21 protein-coding genes are annotated in these 13,625 nt (G+C 64.3%); 3 read left to right on the top strand and 18 right to left on the bottom strand.

All coding sequences use genetic code 11. The features are described from left to right. From RTU05_RS02840 to RTU05_RS02830, 3 genes are all read right to left on the bottom strand, one after another. Positions 1–1,939 (bottom strand): phage tail protein (locus RTU05_RS02840; RefSeq protein WP_312595497.1); only part of this gene is annotated, 1,939 nt, incomplete at its 3' end. Next, positions 1,932–2,330, bottom strand: a complete 399-nt coding sequence (locus RTU05_RS02835; RefSeq protein ID WP_312595496.1) for a DUF6950 family protein — start codon at positions 2,328–2,330, stop codon at positions 1,932–1,934. The genes RTU05_RS02835 and RTU05_RS02840, both read right to left, overlap by 8 nt. Beyond that, on the bottom strand, positions 2,327–2,986 hold the full coding sequence (locus RTU05_RS02830; protein ID WP_312595495.1) for a hypothetical protein: 660 nt from the start codon (positions 2,984–2,986) through the stop codon (positions 2,327–2,329). Before RTU05_RS02830 ends, RTU05_RS02835 begins: the two co-directional genes overlap by 4 nt. A gap of 53 nt (positions 2,987–3,039) precedes the next feature. Between RTU05_RS02830 and RTU05_RS02825 the strand changes: the two genes are divergently transcribed. Continuing rightward, the gene (locus RTU05_RS02825) at positions 3,040–3,411 is read left to right on the top strand and encodes a hypothetical protein (RefSeq protein WP_312595494.1); all 372 of its coding nucleotides are present in this window, start codon (positions 3,040–3,042) and stop codon (positions 3,409–3,411) included. An 18-nt stretch (positions 3,412–3,429) separates the two neighbouring features. Here the strand turns inward: RTU05_RS02825 and RTU05_RS02820 are convergent, their stop codons facing one another. Then, positions 3,430–4,056, bottom strand: a complete 627-nt coding sequence (locus RTU05_RS02820) for a hypothetical protein (RefSeq protein WP_312595493.1) — start codon at positions 4,054–4,056, stop codon at positions 3,430–3,432. Continuing rightward, a complete protein-coding gene (locus RTU05_RS02815; protein ID WP_312595492.1) occupies positions 4,056–6,926 on the bottom strand; it encodes a hypothetical protein in 2,871 nt (956 codons plus the stop codon). The genes RTU05_RS02820 and RTU05_RS02815 overlap by 1 nt, the downstream gene beginning before the upstream one ends. 84 nt (positions 6,927–7,010) lie before the next feature. Here RTU05_RS02815 and RTU05_RS02810 point away from each other — a divergent pair, with 84 nt between their 5' ends. Beyond that, positions 7,011–7,232: a hypothetical protein gene (locus RTU05_RS02810; protein WP_312595491.1), complete on the top strand. Its 222-nt coding sequence runs from the start codon at positions 7,011–7,013 to the stop codon at positions 7,230–7,232. Positions 7,233–7,455: 223 nt separating this feature from the next. Here RTU05_RS02810 and RTU05_RS02805 read toward each other — a convergent pair whose 3' ends face one another. From RTU05_RS02805 to RTU05_RS02790, 4 genes are all read right to left on the bottom strand, one after another. Next, positions 7,456–8,235: a hypothetical protein gene (locus RTU05_RS02805; RefSeq protein ID WP_312595490.1), complete on the bottom strand. Its 780-nt coding sequence runs from the start codon at positions 8,233–8,235 to the stop codon at positions 7,456–7,458. Between the two features lie 160 nt (positions 8,236–8,395). Further along, positions 8,396–8,935, bottom strand: a complete 540-nt coding sequence (locus RTU05_RS02800; RefSeq protein ID WP_312595489.1) for a hypothetical protein — start codon at positions 8,933–8,935, stop codon at positions 8,396–8,398. Further along, positions 8,935–9,225, bottom strand: a complete 291-nt coding sequence (locus tag RTU05_RS02795) for a hypothetical protein (protein ID WP_312595488.1) — start codon at positions 9,223–9,225, stop codon at positions 8,935–8,937. The genes RTU05_RS02800 and RTU05_RS02795 overlap by 1 nt, the downstream gene beginning before the upstream one ends. Beyond that, a complete protein-coding gene (locus RTU05_RS02790) occupies positions 9,219–9,389 on the bottom strand; it encodes a hypothetical protein (RefSeq protein WP_312595487.1) in 171 nt (56 codons plus the stop codon). The genes RTU05_RS02795 and RTU05_RS02790 overlap by 7 nt, the downstream gene beginning before the upstream one ends. A gap of 89 nt (positions 9,390–9,478) precedes the next feature. On the opposite strand from RTU05_RS02790, the gene RTU05_RS18275 reads away from it, so the two are divergent. Beyond that, a complete protein-coding gene (locus RTU05_RS18275) occupies positions 9,479–9,673 on the top strand; it encodes a ribbon-helix-helix protein, CopG family (protein WP_409411587.1) in 195 nt (64 codons plus the stop codon). Here RTU05_RS18275 and RTU05_RS02785 read toward each other — a convergent pair. The 9 genes from RTU05_RS02785 to RTU05_RS02745 all read right to left on the bottom strand — a co-directional run bounded on the left by RTU05_RS02785 (position 9,627) and on the right by RTU05_RS02745 (position 13,598). Beyond that, complete coding sequence (locus RTU05_RS02785) at positions 9,627–9,929, bottom strand: hypothetical protein (protein WP_312595486.1); 303 nt, start codon at positions 9,927–9,929, stop codon at positions 9,627–9,629. The genes RTU05_RS18275 and RTU05_RS02785 overlap by 47 nt on opposite strands. Before the next feature lie 24 nt (positions 9,930–9,953). Further along, positions 9,954–10,277 (bottom strand): hypothetical protein, encoded by a 324-nt coding sequence (locus tag RTU05_RS02780; protein WP_312595485.1) that lies wholly within the window; start codon positions 10,275–10,277, stop codon positions 9,954–9,956. Beyond that, positions 10,235–10,624: a hypothetical protein gene (locus RTU05_RS02775; RefSeq protein WP_312595484.1), complete on the bottom strand. Its 390-nt coding sequence runs from the start codon at positions 10,622–10,624 to the stop codon at positions 10,235–10,237. The genes RTU05_RS02780 and RTU05_RS02775 overlap by 43 nt, the downstream gene beginning before the upstream one ends. Continuing rightward, positions 10,625–11,047: a hypothetical protein gene (locus RTU05_RS02770; RefSeq protein ID WP_312595483.1), complete on the bottom strand. Its 423-nt coding sequence runs from the start codon at positions 11,045–11,047 to the stop codon at positions 10,625–10,627. A 2-nt stretch (positions 11,048–11,049) separates the two neighbouring features. Further along, positions 11,050–11,481 carry a hypothetical protein gene (locus tag RTU05_RS02765; RefSeq protein WP_312595482.1) on the bottom strand — a complete coding sequence of 144 codons (432 nt, stop codon included), beginning with the start codon at positions 11,479–11,481 and terminating at the stop codon, positions 11,050–11,052. Then, the gene (locus RTU05_RS02760; RefSeq protein ID WP_312595481.1) at positions 11,478–11,876 is read right to left on the bottom strand and encodes a hypothetical protein; all 399 of its coding nucleotides are present in this window, start codon (positions 11,874–11,876) and stop codon (positions 11,478–11,480) included. Before RTU05_RS02760 ends, RTU05_RS02765 begins: the two co-directional genes overlap by 4 nt. A gap of 224 nt (positions 11,877–12,100) precedes the next feature. Next, positions 12,101–12,460 carry a hypothetical protein gene (locus tag RTU05_RS02755; RefSeq protein ID WP_312595480.1) on the bottom strand — a complete coding sequence of 120 codons (360 nt, stop codon included), beginning with the start codon at positions 12,458–12,460 and terminating at the stop codon, positions 12,101–12,103. 11 nt (positions 12,461–12,471) lie between these two features. Beyond that, positions 12,472–12,846, bottom strand: a complete 375-nt coding sequence (locus RTU05_RS02750) for a hypothetical protein (RefSeq protein WP_312595479.1) — start codon at positions 12,844–12,846, stop codon at positions 12,472–12,474. Beyond that, positions 12,843–13,598, bottom strand: a complete 756-nt coding sequence (locus tag RTU05_RS02745) for a phage minor head protein (protein ID WP_312595478.1) — start codon at positions 13,596–13,598, stop codon at positions 12,843–12,845. The genes RTU05_RS02750 and RTU05_RS02745 overlap by 4 nt, the downstream gene beginning before the upstream one ends. Positions 13,599–13,625 lie beyond the last annotated feature (27 nt).

Here is a 13,625-nt window from a genome sequence, read left to right as displayed (position 1 = left end):
CTTCCAGATCCGCGACGGCCGCCGCGTTCGTCGCCGAAATCTGTTCGACGCTGACGAGCCGGTTCGTGATCTCTGTGACCGCGATCCGCACCGGGCTTTCCGGCGACAGGTCGCCAGCGACGATCGTCGACGTCGAAACCGTGATCCAGTTGGACGCCAGCACAGGCCTGGACGGATCGCCTATCGGGACCAGGCGGCATTCCAGCGCCTGATCGGGACCGACGCCGTTCGTCACATTGGCCTGGCCCTTGGCGACGTCGTCGATCCGCGTCGGCGCGGCGTCCGTTTCGCCGACCCGGCGCACTTCGGCGCGGATCGCCAGAACGGCCGCATCGACAGCCACGTCCCACTTGAACCGGACCGCTGGGATTGTGCTGGTCTCGCCGGGCAAGGTGAAGGCTTCGGCCTCAACGCCGAGCAGTTGAAGAGCGTCGATTACCTGGGGCGGCGGCGGCGGGGTCGTCGTGTCTTCGACCGGATCGGGCACACCGAAGACTGACGAGGCGATCTCGCGGAGCGTCAGATACATCCGCCAGGTCTCAGGCTGGCGGTAGGCCTGCACCTGATATCGAACGGTCGCGCCGTTGTGGCGTCGGTTGCTCTGCCAGGCGATCCAGTCGCCTTCTTCGAGACCGGCGAACTTCGGCGGCAGGACGATGGACGCACATCGCTCCAGGCGGGCCATCAAGCGCTGGATTTCGATGACCCGGTCAACCTGCTTGGCGTCGGTGACCAGCGGCAGCGACAGCGTCTGCTCGCGCGGGCCGCCATCGGCCTGGATGTCGGTAAGGGAGCGGCGGACTGGCGCGCTGTGGTCCTTGTAGCCGAGCGACGGTTCGATGTAGCGGCCGATGACGGTGTTGATCCGGCCGCCGTCATTGTCCGGCAGGAATCGGCTGAAGCTGACCGGCTCGCCGACCACAAGATCGTCGTCGGTGATGGTGACCACGACGGCCTTTGCCTGGCCAGCCTCGACGTCAACCGAGCCTTCGCGCTGGACGATCTGGCCCGCCATCGCGGCGGCGAACATGCCGTCAACCTCGATGAACTGCTGCGACGCCGAGATCATCCCGTCAGCACAGTAGCGGGGCACGCCGTCAACCATTTCATCGCAGAGATTGGCGTCGGGGATGACGCGCGCCGCAGGCGCCTCTTCCTCCGTCAGGCCGCGCCCGATCAGCAGATAGTTCGGATCGCCGTGATGGCCTTCGGCATAGATACCCCGCGTGTAGGCGTAGCGCAGAATCTTGGCGTTGCGGCTGAACCTGTGGCTCGACCGATCCGCCCAGGTCTGGGGGCTGGGGCCGGTATAGCCGAACCGGGGGTCGAAGCGGGGGTCATAGACCCGCAGCCCGCGAAAGACGAAGCGGATCGCTGGATGGCCCTGAGGCCAGACCTTCTCGTCCACATACCAGTCGATCCAGATGTGCGTGATCCCGACCATACGGTCGGTCGCCGTCCAACCTCCATTCTCCAGGACGTGCTGTGGCGGGGCATGACCGTCTGCGGTGGCCTGACGGAAGTGGAAACTCAGCTTGTTGTTGAACGCCGCCTGCTGACCGTCGCCGACCCATGGATAGAAGGTGTCGTCGATGTAGAAGCCGACCATGCCGTCGATGGCGTGGTCAGCCAGGGCGACACAGCGCGTCACCTTGTCGGTGCCGTACTGACCGCCGAAGTTGAACACATCCACCAGCGAGCCGCCGGTGCAGACCTGCCCGATGGCCGCCTCGCGCTGCGTCTCGCCAAGCGTGAGGGAAAGAATGCTGGCCTGGCGGGCCTGTCCTTGGGTTTTCTTCCCCGCACCGGCGACCATCGAGGCGCCGGAAAGAATCAGGCTGGTGTTGCCGGTCGCGAAGCCGACGACAGCCAAGGCCGTGCCGACGATGCCCTTCACCCCGCCCGCAGCGGGGAAGATCCACTTCGCGACCTTAGACATTCGCGGTCCAGGCCATCAGCAGCGCATGACGGGGTAGACGATAGAGGCCGGTCTCATTCAAACCGACGACCGTCTCGCCTTCGATCAGGACCAGGGCCTCACCGGCTGTCAGCCCACCATCGCCACGCTGAGCCAGGGTGACGGGGATTTCCGTCATGACCTCGCTGACGGCGGCCGCCATCCCTCCGTGCCGGCGAAGGACGCGCGCGGCGCCCAACTCCGTTGTCCATCGGCTGGCGAACCGATCCAGCGGCGAGACGCCGGTCACGGCCGCGATCCCCGCGGAGAAGAACCGGGCGCAGTCGTGGACCTTGGCGCCGGGCCCATAGCCGAACGTCCAGTCCTCGCGGCTTTCCAAGAACGCGATCAGGGCATGGGGATCACGGCTCATAGGTTGATGCCTCCCCGGCGTAGAAAGGAAATGGCGGCCGATTGACCGGGGGGGACGCCCTTGAAGGCCGCGCCCGCTTGTTCTGGCGGCTTGCCCCCGGCGTAGATCGTCTTCTCGCCGGCATAGGAGACGCGCCGCAGAGCGCTGTCGGTCGGGCTGATCAGACGTTGGTCGGCATCGGTCCGCATCCGTTCGGAGCGTCGGCCCTGGCCCCGTGCTGCGCCCTCGATGTTGACCTTGAGGGCCGATGTGCCTTTCGGCGTCTCGTCCAGATCGGCCTTGTCCACCCGGCCCCGGAAATGCACGCGGGCGTCCAGTAAGCGTGTCCCGGCGCCATTGAAGACCAGCCGCCACAGGATCACCGGCACGCGGCGCAGGCTTTCGAGATCGAGATTGGACGCCACGACCGGATCAATGCCCGACAGGGTGAGGCTCAGACCCTGCTCCCCGCCGCCAAGGGCCCCGCCAGACGCCGCCGCGAAGTCGCGATCACCGATGCCCTGGAAGGCGCGGGCGACGCCGTTGTCGGAGAAGGCGAGGGGGCCATGCCCGCTCCAAAGCCCAATCGGATCGTCGCCGCCGAACCAAGCCGCAGCGGACACGACGGCGTTGCCGGCCGCCATCGCAGCCAGCGCCTCGGCGCTATAGATTTTCATGGACTTTGACTCTCTTGAGCCGGCGCCGTTCTCTGCAAGTGCAGGAGGGTGAGATGGCGACGTGGGACGGCGAAACTATCATCGAGATTGACGCGATCTCGAAGGCTGCATTCCATGAAGGCCATCGCATCATCGAGCTAAGATCGGGCGGCGATCCGGTGAGGCTGGCCTTTGCGGAGGAAGCAGCAATCAATACGGCGCTTCAGTTGCTCCAGCAGAAATCGTCAGGGCCTATCGCGGAAGGCTACGGACTGACCCCTCAAGATGTCTTCGTGCATCGCGACGCTCAGGCTGGGTTGGTGATCACGTTCCAGATCGGGTCCCAGGAAAGGATCTCTCTGGTGCTTGGCGAGGCGGTTGAAGCCGCACTGAATGCGAAACTATCGGCGGTCCCGACCTCAACACTGAAACAGCCGAAGCACTGATCATCTTCATGGGAACCTCTAGGCGCGCAGGTCTTGGATCGCTGTGATCCGGCCGGTCATCTGACCGCTGACGTCGGTCGATCCGAAGTCGGTGTCGGGCGTCAGCTTCATCACGCACACCGGATTTTTGACGTAGGCGATGGCGTTGCCAGGAACGAGAGTCGGAAGTGGAGGCTCGATCGCAACAGCAGCGGTTCCGACTCTGGCTTCGAGCAGGCGCGCCTTGGTCCGTCCGTTCGATCCCCAGCGAAACCCAACATAGTCGCCGGTCAGCAGCGTGAAGCCGTTCGGCATGCTGATGGTCAGGACATCGCGGTCATTGTTCAGCGACCAGCCGGTGGCGTCGCCATTGAAGCCCGAGGGGAGGCCGGTCGCACGGTAGGCGCGCGGGACGCGGCGCCGCTGATCGCCGCCGAAGAATGTCCTCTGCGAACCTCGCAGGCTGGTCAGCCATGCCCGCCACTCCTCCATCCGGTCCTCCGACATACCGGCGAGGGACCAGCTTGCGGACCACAGCGGCGACCCTGCCGTCACGCCCCCGATCCCGGCCCCTACCGTGGGAGACATGTAGTCGACCCGGTCCAGCTCGAACGTCTGCACGTTCAGACCATAGGGCAGCATGGGCCTGGGGAAGGTGATGGCCATCAGTAGGCGAACCTTTCCTGGGCATCGCGAACTGCGTTGACGGCAAGGCCAGGAACGTCGCCACGGACGCGGGCTTCGCCGGCGGCGACTTGGCGCTCGATGATCGCCCAAAACTCCGGCGTCATGAGGTTGCCGGTGATGGTGTAGCTGTTGCCGGCGCCGCGACTTCCGATTCCCTGCACAGCATGGGCCGGGATCACGTCCGTTCCCTTGGGCAGGTTTGCCAGGACCTCGCCCGCGTGGACGTAGGCGAGGCCGCCGCCGAAGTTCTCAATGCCGCTGGAGAAGCCGGGGATTTTGCCCTTCAGCCAACTGCCGAAGCCTGCGAACATGCTGCTGCCTGCGCCGCCCGTCGGTGAGCCGCCGCCGAACAATGCATTCGCCAGCGGCTCAGTGATCCCTCGGCGAACTTGGATCGAAAGCAGATCAGCAAGGATTTGCTTGGCGACCTGGGAGAAGGTTTCGCCCAGGCTGCGGGTGTTCATGATCGCATCGACGATGCCGTCGTTCAGCGCATCCAGGCCGTTGGCGGCGATGCGCTCATAAGCTTCCTCGACTTCCTTGGCGTCGTTCAGCGAGCGGTCGCGCCACTCCTCCAGCGGGCTCATCGTGGCCTTGTTGGTGGCTTTGCGCTCGCCCTGGTCGATCTGGTCGAGTTTCCCGAGGGCTTCCGCCAGTCGTTCCGGCGACCATTGCTCCCGTTCGGCCCTCAGCTTTAGGTCTTTGCGGCGCTGTTCCTGCGCCATCTCCAGCATCTCGATCTCGATACGCCGCCGTTCTCCCGCCGTTCGCGCCGCGCCCGATTGAAGGGACAGCAGGTCCGCTGTCAGGTCGGAGAGGGCGCGCTCTTGCGCCAGTCTCTCGTCCGCGAGGTCGCGGCCCAGAAGGTCGCTTCCGATCCGGTCCTCAAGGTTCCGGTTGATCGTGTTCTGAGAGGTCAGTTGATCGAACTCGGACTGGTTCAGATCCTTTCGAGCGAGGCGGCTCTTCAGGTCCGCGTCCTCGCCTGCACGGGCCAGACGAAGCTCCTGTTCTCTGAGATCGTATCGCTGTTGGACCGTCAGAAGATCGTCTTGAGCGATCTGCAACTCGCGCGACTTCAGGCGGTTGATTTCTTCCTGCACACGCTCCGCACGGCGGGCCTCCCGTTCCGCAGATCGGTCTACGCGCTCGCGCCCTGGCGGTGTTACGAGATTTGTGCCGCCCGCCCGGTCCTGTCTGGGCGGGGCGGCGTCGTTGGTCGCAATCTCCACCCTGCGGTTCGCATTGTCCGTCCGGGCGCTGTTTAGGGCCTGGAAGTGTTCGTAAGCATCGACCCCCTGGACCGGGCGAGCGAGATTGTTGACGACGCCGCCGACGTATTCACCAAAGGACACGTCCGGCAAAAACCCGCCGCCGACTGATGGTAGGCGCGGACGGTTGGCGATGGCGGTCAGAGGATTCTGACGGCTGTATTCCGCACCTTCGACTTTGCGGGCTTGAACGATCTGCCCCCGCATCGCATCGGGCGATCCATAGAGGTCGATCAGCGCCTTCTGTTCGGCAGATAGAACTTGATCCTGCCTTCCGAGTCCGCGCCCTGTTCGACGATCAAGTTGGCGCCATTGGTCCAGCGCGTCCGAAAGGCTTCTCGCGAGTTGTGCGACCAGACTGATGGCCGCCACGATGGCCGGAGCCAGATCCAGGAACGCGCCCTTCAGGCTGATGTCGATGACCCTCGACAGTGTCTCAAACTGAGCTTGGGCGTCGGCTCCGCGCCGCACCAACTCAGCATCCATCACAACACCGAGCTTCTGCGCTTCGTCTCGAAGACGCGCGATTTCCCCCGCATTCCCTTTCAGCGCAACCGCTAGAGGACCGAGCCCGAGCCGCCTGGCAATATCGACGCGATCCGTCTCCGACTTCAGGCCCTCGATGCGATCGATGACGAAGTCGAGGGCCTCTTCAGTCGTCTTGAACGACTTGATCTGCTCTGGCGTGATCCGAAGAGCGGCAAAGTCCTTCACCGCTTCCTTCGACAGGCCAGACCCGGCCGCCGCCAGCTTATCGGCGAACGACCCGAGCGCCTGATCGGCCGCGCCTGCGTCTTCCCCGATGCTCACGGCGACGTGGCGAAACTCTTGGAGCAGGTCCGTCGAAACGCCGATTTTCTTCGCACTGTCGGAAATCTCACCCGCTGACTGCATGGCGGCGCGGCCCATGTCGAACAGGGTCTTCGTCACCAGGACCGCGCCGCCGATCAGGGCGCCTGCCGCCAATCCGGCCACAGCCGATCCGCCCGCCAGCCGCCCGAGGCCCGCCGCACCGCTATCTGCCGCAGGGGCAATGTCCGCCACAGCCTCTGCGGTTTCCTTCGCGGCCTCAGCTGTCTGCTTCAGCTCGGGTGCCGTGACACCAGCAGTGCTGGGCTCGCGCACCGAGCGAGGGCCGGCAAGATCGTTAGGCGCCCAGGATTGAACCCCATTGATCGGGTTCGTCGTGAGTGTGTGCGTGGCTTCGGTCGGAATGGTCGGCGTTGGCAGCTTGATCTGCTGGACCTCGCGCGCCTTCTGGGCCAACTGCTCAAGCTCGGCCTTGGCCTTCCCGGCGCCTTTCGCAACAGCCTCGCCGATCTCGGCTCCGGCCTTTTGCATGGAGTCTCGGATGGCGTTGCCAGCCTCGACGCCAGCGGCTTGGGGCTCCTTCAGCGCTGCGGCGGCTTTCTTCGCACCCCTTTCAGTGCCGGTGCCGACGATTTCGCCCAGGTCCGCTTCGGTCTTCTTCGCGCTCTCTAGAATGATGCGCTTGGCATCTTCCAAGTCGGCGGGGATTTTGTCCTTCGACGCTCGGAGTTCGAAGGCGGCCGAGCCGACAACGGGGCTGTCAGTCATGCGACCTCCGTGGATTCACGATGTGTTCGGGGTGACGGCGCAAACGCCGTAGGGCAGGGTCGCAACCCTCACGGGAGGGAAATCATGATCAAAGAGATTGATCGCTTCGTCGTCCGCACTGACGCGGGGCGCGAATACACCGTCACGGTGCTTCAAGAATATATCGACACGTCGAGCTTCGACGGGCCGAGCCAGACCGAGGGCCTAAAGAGCTTCCGGCTGACCAACGGCTGGGCCGCCAACTACATTGACGCCGAAACGGTCAAGATCGTCGAGACTGATGAGATCGCTCGGAAGGTCGGCTAGGGCGACCATCACGCTGTGGCGGTAGCCGGGCGGATACTCGTAAATCCCCGCGCGGATGCGGCGCCCATCGTCGGATAGGGCCAGGTTCCATCGGTCCTTCGGTAGAAGCTGGACCTCGGCGCGGGGGTCGTAGCTCTGCTGGCCTTGGATGGTGCGCATTGTGATCTCCTGAAGTGGATAGGGCGACCCGTGAGGATCGCCCTGTGGCACATCTGCTTTGGTCCTACTGGACAGAAGAAGGCAGGCCATTGCCGATCCACGCCCGCCAAAGCTGACGCAGAAACTGTTTCTCGACGTGGCGCTGCGCCCGATTGTGAGCGTGCGCCTTTGTCTCGACCCTCTCCGCTTCGATCAACTTTCGAGCGTCGTAGTTCGCCTTCAGCGGCCCGCCAGCCTTGATGATGCAAGACCCGATGTTCCACATCACCGCGCGTCGTCCTGGCGAGTAGCCGTGATCGAGGGCCGCAGCTCCCGTGACGCGGCGCTGACGGCCATCACTCATCACCGCCAAGCCCATTCGCTTCCAAAGATGGGCGGGGGAGGGATAACAAGACAGATCTCCTGCCTCGCCGACGATTGCAGCCAGAGAAGCCAGTCCGACACCCCGAACGCCTTCAACCCATGGGGCTACCGGCAAGTTTTTCGCCAGTTTGGCTAGTCGTTTTTCGACGGCCGCTCTGTGCTTTGACACCGCGTTCCGCGCTTCGATTAGCGGGAAGGTTGCGGCGAAAGCTACGTCTGCCAGTGGGTGCGAGCCCTTGCCATGTGCGGCGTTGAACAGCTTGTCCGCGTCTTTGATTTCGCCGCCAGCGAGACGCCGGCAGAGCGCCTTTGCTTGGAGCGTCAGAGACTTCTCCGCGCGGTGCCATGCCTGACGACGGCGCCACTGTTCGCGGATTTCCGCAATGATTGCGGGATCGGCACCAACTCCGTGGCCTAAAAAGGCATCGCATGCTTGGCCGACCCCGCTCCCGTTACCGGGATGGTTTGCGACGGGCGACAACTCCTGAATGGTCCTAACGGACCTGGCAATACTGGTCGTTCCCGTCGCCCCCTCTTGCGAGGGGATAGTTGGAGCAGGCGACATGCTGCGGATGGTCCTCTCGGACACCATATCACTGGTCGGTCCTGCTCCCCCGGCCGAAGCCGGGATCTCTGAAATCTCACTGTGCATCACGGACCTCGGCCTGGAGTTCCGCAAGGCGTTCGTCTGTCAGCGCCTGGCCCGCCGTCTTCCCTTCGGGAACCGACTGAGCGACCAACTGCAACCAGCGCGCCTTGTGCGCCATGTCGCCCGCCTGACGCTCATAAAACCCAGCAGCAGCAGCGATCTCGGATCGTGTCGCCTCGCCCAGACGCTTGCCGCCCGGCAATGGAAACATCTTCAAGGTGCCCGAAGCCAAATGAACGACGCGCGATGCCTGCTCTTGGGACTGCCGATTGGGCGCGGCTTCAACAGCCCGAGGGGCTGACCAAATCCTTTGGCGCTCCTTTCTCACCTGCCCGTTCACGGCATCCCAGCATGCACCGGCAACGAGGGCGTCGGTCAGGGCATCTCGCAACGGAAGTGTCGAGCGTGCGGCGATCTCCAACATGCGAGCCGCCTCGCGCACATCGCCCCCGGCGTCGGCGAGGGCGCGACGCGCAGCGTCGTTGACCAGCTCAGCGCCAGTGATGTCAGTCTTCTTTGCTGCGGCGGCCATCAGTTCAGCCCTCCGTTCTGGAACGTGGTCAGCTGTTCTTCGGTGTTGAACAAGCGGCGGAACAGAAGTGCAGGAGCGCAGCCCTCGACGTTCTGAATGCAGTAGCACTCCGAGATTTCGAAGCCGCGAGCGCGAGCCTCGCGGGCCGCCACGCCCAGCCGAGGGTGCATGACCTCCATCGCCGCAATGAAAGTGTCCCACGGTTCAGGGGCCGAAGCCTGGGCCGCAACAGGCATCGCAGCGAGGGCAATGGCGGCCGGGGCCGAGAAAAGGTGACGGCGGCTCAACATTCGACCAGTCCCATTGCGGGAGCCGGACGTGCCGGGACGTTGGCGACGATGGCCGGGGCGCTGCCGCGACCGTTGAAGAAGCGGGCGAGGTCGCCGAGCGGGTAGGGGGCGGGCACCCAGGTTGGGTTAAGCCGGGCAGGCGTGTTATGGGCCGGGAAGGCCATGACCTGATCTCCTGGATCGGTTGCGGTTTAGGACCGAAGCGCGGGTTGCCGCCCTTGCTTCGGTCCGCCTTATATGACATCGTAAAGTCATGATGTCAAATGATGATGGCAAGAAATCGAAAAGAGGTCGCCCGGCGGTGGATACCGAGCCGGTCACCGTGCGGCTGCCAAGAGAGCAGCTAGAAGCGATTGACGCCTATCGCCGGTCTCAGGACGATCTTCCTTCCCGACCGGAAGCTATTCGGCGTCTTGTGGAGAAGGGTCTCGACCCGCAAACGCCCTGATGTCCTTGCGGACCCCATAGGCCAACAGCACTGCGATCCCGCCAAGAAGGGACAGCGAACCGGCCCCTAGGATCATGAACTTCGTCGCCAACTGACCGAGGTTGAATATCCTGTCGTCAAGATACGATGTGGAGGACTCAACGGTGGCGTCGAAAGTGACCCCGTAAACGAGCCCTACCAATCCTAGGATACACCAGCCCCAGCCAGCAATTGGCATGGTGCTGATGTCGTCAGGCTTCTTCCCTGTCTCGGCCATTCGTCACTCCTGAGTCGCCCGAGCCTACGCAACCCCCTCGTTTCCGTCGAGCTCCACGATCTCGGCACCAAAAACGCGGGCGATGCGGGAGAACTCAGCATCGGCCATCGCTTCTGCATCAGCCTCGGACCCTTGAGGGTCGAAGAACTGGCGCAGATAGAAGGCTGGGCCTGACAGGCTTTCCTCTCGGGCAAAACGCTCAGCCATCCAGCCGGTGAGAAGGAAGGCCTCGCGACGGGCTTTGCCGACCGCCTTGAGCCGAAGGCCGGTTTGATAGGGCGTGCTGTCCCAGAACTGCTGTTCGTCTAGGCCGGCGCCGACGGTCGCGGAAAGAAGCGCCTCCACCAAGTCCGTCGGCTCTTCGGAGGGTTTGCGGGTTGACCGTCCGCCTTTCTCGATGGGCCGAAGCGAGCCAGCAACCAGGCTTCCTCCAGCGCCTTGAACCCTTCCTCGAATGGGATGGGCTCGATGTCCTCCGAAAGCATATCGGATGCCGTCAGGACGCCGCCCGACGCGAGAACCAGCAGTTCGACCAGTGCGGCTTGACAGCCCGGCTTGCCCGAAATGACGCTCTGGAAGCGCTCGACGATCCAGTCTCTGCCGACGGCGTCGATCCTGGACCAGGTGAAACGCAGCGCTACCTCCCGCCCATCATGGAGCGGGAGGCGCGAGATGCCGAAGCGGGCGTCGTTCATTTACGGGGTGACCGTCGCGCGGTCGGGCTTGGCGTCGGGCGTGATCGACAGGCTGTAGGTCACGACGCCGTTGACCGGAGCGGCGAGGTTCAGCACCGGCACGCCGGTGAAGATCTGCGCCTTGGTGCCCCGGATCAGGCGGAACTGCATGGCCTCGTTGTCGTCCGAGGCCTCGTGCATCGCGATCTGCGCTTCGTCGGCAGCTTCGTCATGCATGGTGGCGGTGAGCGGCGTATTCGCGCGCGGGCCGGAAATGCTCTCGGTCGAGCCGGGCGCCGTGTCGAAGTCGGTCACGTCGATCCGGTTTTCCGAGAAGCCCAAGCCGTTCGCGACGGTCACGCCGGGGATGTTGGTCCAGTCGGGGGTGCCGGTGGCTGACAGGTCCACCTGCAGCTTCATATAGCCTTGCGCCAAGGTGGGCATGGTCAGAGGTCCTTTTTCAGTTGGATCCGGAGCTGAACCCGCCGACCGACCAGCGAGGGGTCAGTGGTCGGCGCTGCAACCGGCCCGGTAGCGGTCGCGAGAGGGCAGGTTCCGTCCTCGACCTCGATCTGTGAGGCCTGGAGGTGGAAGAGGTCGCGGATGTCGCGGCCCAGCGCGTCGATGGCGGCTGTCGAGCCGGTGTCGCGGGCATAGAGGCGGACGTCCTGGGTGATGTCGCGGATGGTCTCGGAGAAGGTGCTGGCGTCGATGTCAGCCGAAGGCGCGGCGATCACCAGAGCCGCCTTGCCTGAGAACTGGAAGTCGTCGGGGGCGCGGTCGTTGAAGATGGCGGCGCGGCCTTCGAAGACGTCGAGGCGGTCGATGATCGACGGCGAACCGTTCAGGTGGGCGAAGATGGCGGCGGTGCTGTTCATTCTCTCGCCCCCCTGACGAACGCCTCGGTCAGCTCGCGTTGGTTCTCTTTCGCCGGCACATCCATGAAGGGACGGGCGGCGATACGCTCGGTGCCGTTGTGCAGAGGCAGGGCGTAGGCGGCATTGGCGGAGACCGTCCCGACCTTGTCGTCACCGTCGTCGCGGATGATCGGATCGGCGTTCGTGTTGGCGACCAGATTGCCCAGGTCGCGGGCAGGGGGCTCTCCGGGCGCGGATGCCTGATGCTTGCCGTATTGCTTCCCGGTCCCAGCGCGGTTCAGCACGTCGGTCTTGAGGATGCGTTCGTATTCACCGAGAGCCTGTCTCAGCCCGCCTTCAGCGGCTCGATCCGACATGGCGTCGATGGCGCCGAGGTCTAGCGTGACTTTCGCCATGGCGGCCTCGCTGGCAGACAGATTTAGGCTGGGCGATGGCTATCTGGCGATGACCTTGAAGGGTCGGGGCAGCCACCGCCCCCTTGCGCAAGCGGGTCGAGACCCGCGCCCTACATGATGGCTGTTGTGGGTCGTGCGCGACCGCCAGATAGCAGTGAATTTTTAGCAGGGCTTCGCAGTGATCAGCAACCGAAAAATAGCATGCCGTATTTGAGAACGGGTGCTTACCCCTGATAGTCCTCAAGGGGCTTCAGCAGTTCTTGGCGCTGGAAATAATTCGTCCACCATGCCGTTCTCATTGCCAGATCAGCCTTGCCGATAGGCGGGCCTGATGGCGCGGCCGCTCGGGCGACTGTCTCCGACAACCTTTCCCAGAACTTCTCGTCCATAACCGCGACGCCGTTGAAGGTGGACGCGACCCTGGGCTCCACGTCGTTCTTTGGCTTGAAGAACTTCAGGTAAACCGCTCGCGCTCCTTCGTAACGACACGTCGCTAGGGTCAGGTTGTTCAGAGCGACCTCCACCTCCCTCTCCACAACCGCTCTATCGACGTGCTGCATCAGATCGTAGTTCGACTTGCTCATAGCTATCGCCTTTATTTAACTTGAAGCTTGTAGAGGGCCGCCGCCGGATCGCCGGTCTTGGCGATGACATTGAACGTCGAGGGCAGCAGGCCCTTGGCGGGGTCTGGGGCCGTGATCTTGTGCCCGGCGGCTGGGATGATGCCCGAGGGCAGGGATGCGCCTAGCACAAGCACCTGGCGGTCAGTGGCGGGGATGCCGAGGGCTTGCCGGCGATAGTCGCTGTAGTCGGTCAGCAGGACGAGGCAGGGATAGACCGTCGCTGGGCCAGTCTTGAAACCGCCCTGGCCATCCGGGACACGCGCGCCGGGCACCGTCAGGGCGCCGTCTTCGAAGTCGTCGCCGAAGTCGTCGAAAGTTTCCTGCGCGACGCCATCCAGAATGCTCATAGAGGCCACTTCCTGATCGCAATGAACTCGTCGCAGCGGCACGCCACGATCTCGGAGGCCGGCGCGCCACGCGAGGTGTCGCCGGGGAACAACATCTGCGCACCGCTCGGGCTGGTGAACGGCATGTCCAAGCCGCGCACCTCTTGCCCGTTCATGGCGTCGTGGGTGTCGCGCTGACGTCTGTCCTCTGTGGTGGACCAGCCGCGCACGATGTCCATGACGTCGATCCGGCCGTCATCGGCGAGTTGCTGATACGCCTCATGCTTCGCGGCGCGGATGGCGGGGAGGCCCTCGGTGCGCGCGATGACCTCGCCACGGAGGCGGACCAGGCGGGCGGAATAGCGGGTGACGGCGGTGTGCGCTGTCTCAGGCGGGACAGGCTTGCCGGTCTGGATCGCGCGGGTCACGGCGCGGTCGTAGCGACGGTCGCGCTGTTTCCGGGTCAGATAGTTGCGGAGCAGGGCAGGGTCCGTCGACGCCAGTTCGGCGCGGGCGGTGGCGACATATTCTCGATAGGGGCCGGACAGACCGATCAGGCCGCCTTCGCGGTTCCCGGTGGCCCGGCTGATCCGGCCGACCAGATCCAGCGCCACAGACCGGGGACCGACCCCGCGCGCCATGCCGTCGGCGAGGAAGGCGCGGGCCTGGTCGATTTCGCCCTGCGTCAGGCGGGTGATGAGGGTGGCGGCCGTCTCGCGGATGATCGCGGAGGCGCGCTGATTGCCTGGGTCAAAGCGGAAGCCAATCGACACGGCGGCCGGCATAGTTGCGACAGCGCC

The organism is Brevundimonas sp. (genome assembly GCF_032017145.1).
In the GTDB taxonomy this organism is placed as follows: domain Bacteria; phylum Pseudomonadota; class Alphaproteobacteria; order Caulobacterales; family Caulobacteraceae; genus Brevundimonas.
Note: the sequence above shows the minus strand (reverse complement) of the source record. Positions and strands in the feature narration are given on the sequence as shown.

What these genes read in the sequence shown, in the direction of transcription:
- RTU05_RS02815 (WP_312595492.1), bottom strand. Translation starts at nt 6,926, where the DNA reads ATGACTGACAGCCCCGTTGTCGGCTCGGCCGCCTTCGAACTCCGAGCG.
- RTU05_RS02795 (WP_312595488.1), bottom strand. Translation starts at nt 9,225, where the DNA reads ATGTTGAGCCGCCGTCACCTTTTCTCGGCCCCGGCCGCCATTGCCCTC.
- RTU05_RS02770 (WP_312595483.1), bottom strand. Translation starts at nt 11,047, where the DNA reads ATGCCCACCTTGGCGCAAGGCTATATGAAGCTGCAGGTGGACCTGTCA.
- RTU05_RS02760 (WP_312595481.1), bottom strand. Translation starts at nt 11,876, where the DNA reads ATGGCGAAAGTCACGCTAGACCTCGGCGCCATCGACGCCATGTCGGAT.
- RTU05_RS02790 (WP_312595487.1), bottom strand. Translation starts at nt 9,389, where the DNA reads ATGGCCTTCCCGGCCCATAACACGCCTGCCCGGCTTAACCCAACCTGG.
- RTU05_RS02775 (WP_312595484.1), bottom strand. Translation starts at nt 10,624, where the DNA reads ATGAACGACGCCCGCTTCGGCATCTCGCGCCTCCCGCTCCATGATGGG.
- RTU05_RS02755 (WP_312595480.1), bottom strand. Translation starts at nt 12,460, where the DNA reads ATGAGCAAGTCGAACTACGATCTGATGCAGCACGTCGATAGAGCGGTT.
- RTU05_RS02750 (WP_312595479.1), bottom strand. Translation starts at nt 12,846, where the DNA reads ATGAGCATTCTGGATGGCGTCGCGCAGGAAACTTTCGACGACTTCGGC.
- RTU05_RS02835 (WP_312595496.1), bottom strand. Translation starts at nt 2,330, where the DNA reads ATGAGCCGTGATCCCCATGCCCTGATCGCGTTCTTGGAAAGCCGCGAG.
- RTU05_RS02810 (WP_312595491.1), top strand. Translation starts at nt 7,011, where the DNA reads ATGATCAAAGAGATTGATCGCTTCGTCGTCCGCACTGACGCGGGGCGC.
- RTU05_RS02785 (WP_312595486.1), bottom strand. Translation starts at nt 9,929, where the DNA reads ATGGCCGAGACAGGGAAGAAGCCTGACGACATCAGCACCATGCCAATT.
- RTU05_RS02820 (WP_312595493.1), bottom strand. Translation starts at nt 4,056, where the DNA reads ATGGCCATCACCTTCCCCAGGCCCATGCTGCCCTATGGTCTGAACGTG.
- RTU05_RS18275 (WP_409411587.1), top strand. Translation starts at nt 9,479, where the DNA reads ATGATGTCAAATGATGATGGCAAGAAATCGAAAAGAGGTCGCCCGGCG.
- RTU05_RS02830 (WP_312595495.1), bottom strand. Translation starts at nt 2,986, where the DNA reads ATGAAAATCTATAGCGCCGAGGCGCTGGCTGCGATGGCGGCCGGCAAC.
- RTU05_RS02825 (WP_312595494.1), top strand. Translation starts at nt 3,040, where the DNA reads ATGGCGACGTGGGACGGCGAAACTATCATCGAGATTGACGCGATCTCG.
- RTU05_RS02800 (WP_312595489.1), bottom strand. Translation starts at nt 8,935, where the DNA reads ATGGCCGCCGCAGCAAAGAAGACTGACATCACTGGCGCTGAGCTGGTC.
- RTU05_RS02765 (WP_312595482.1), bottom strand. Translation starts at nt 11,481, where the DNA reads ATGAACAGCACCGCCGCCATCTTCGCCCACCTGAACGGTTCGCCGTCG.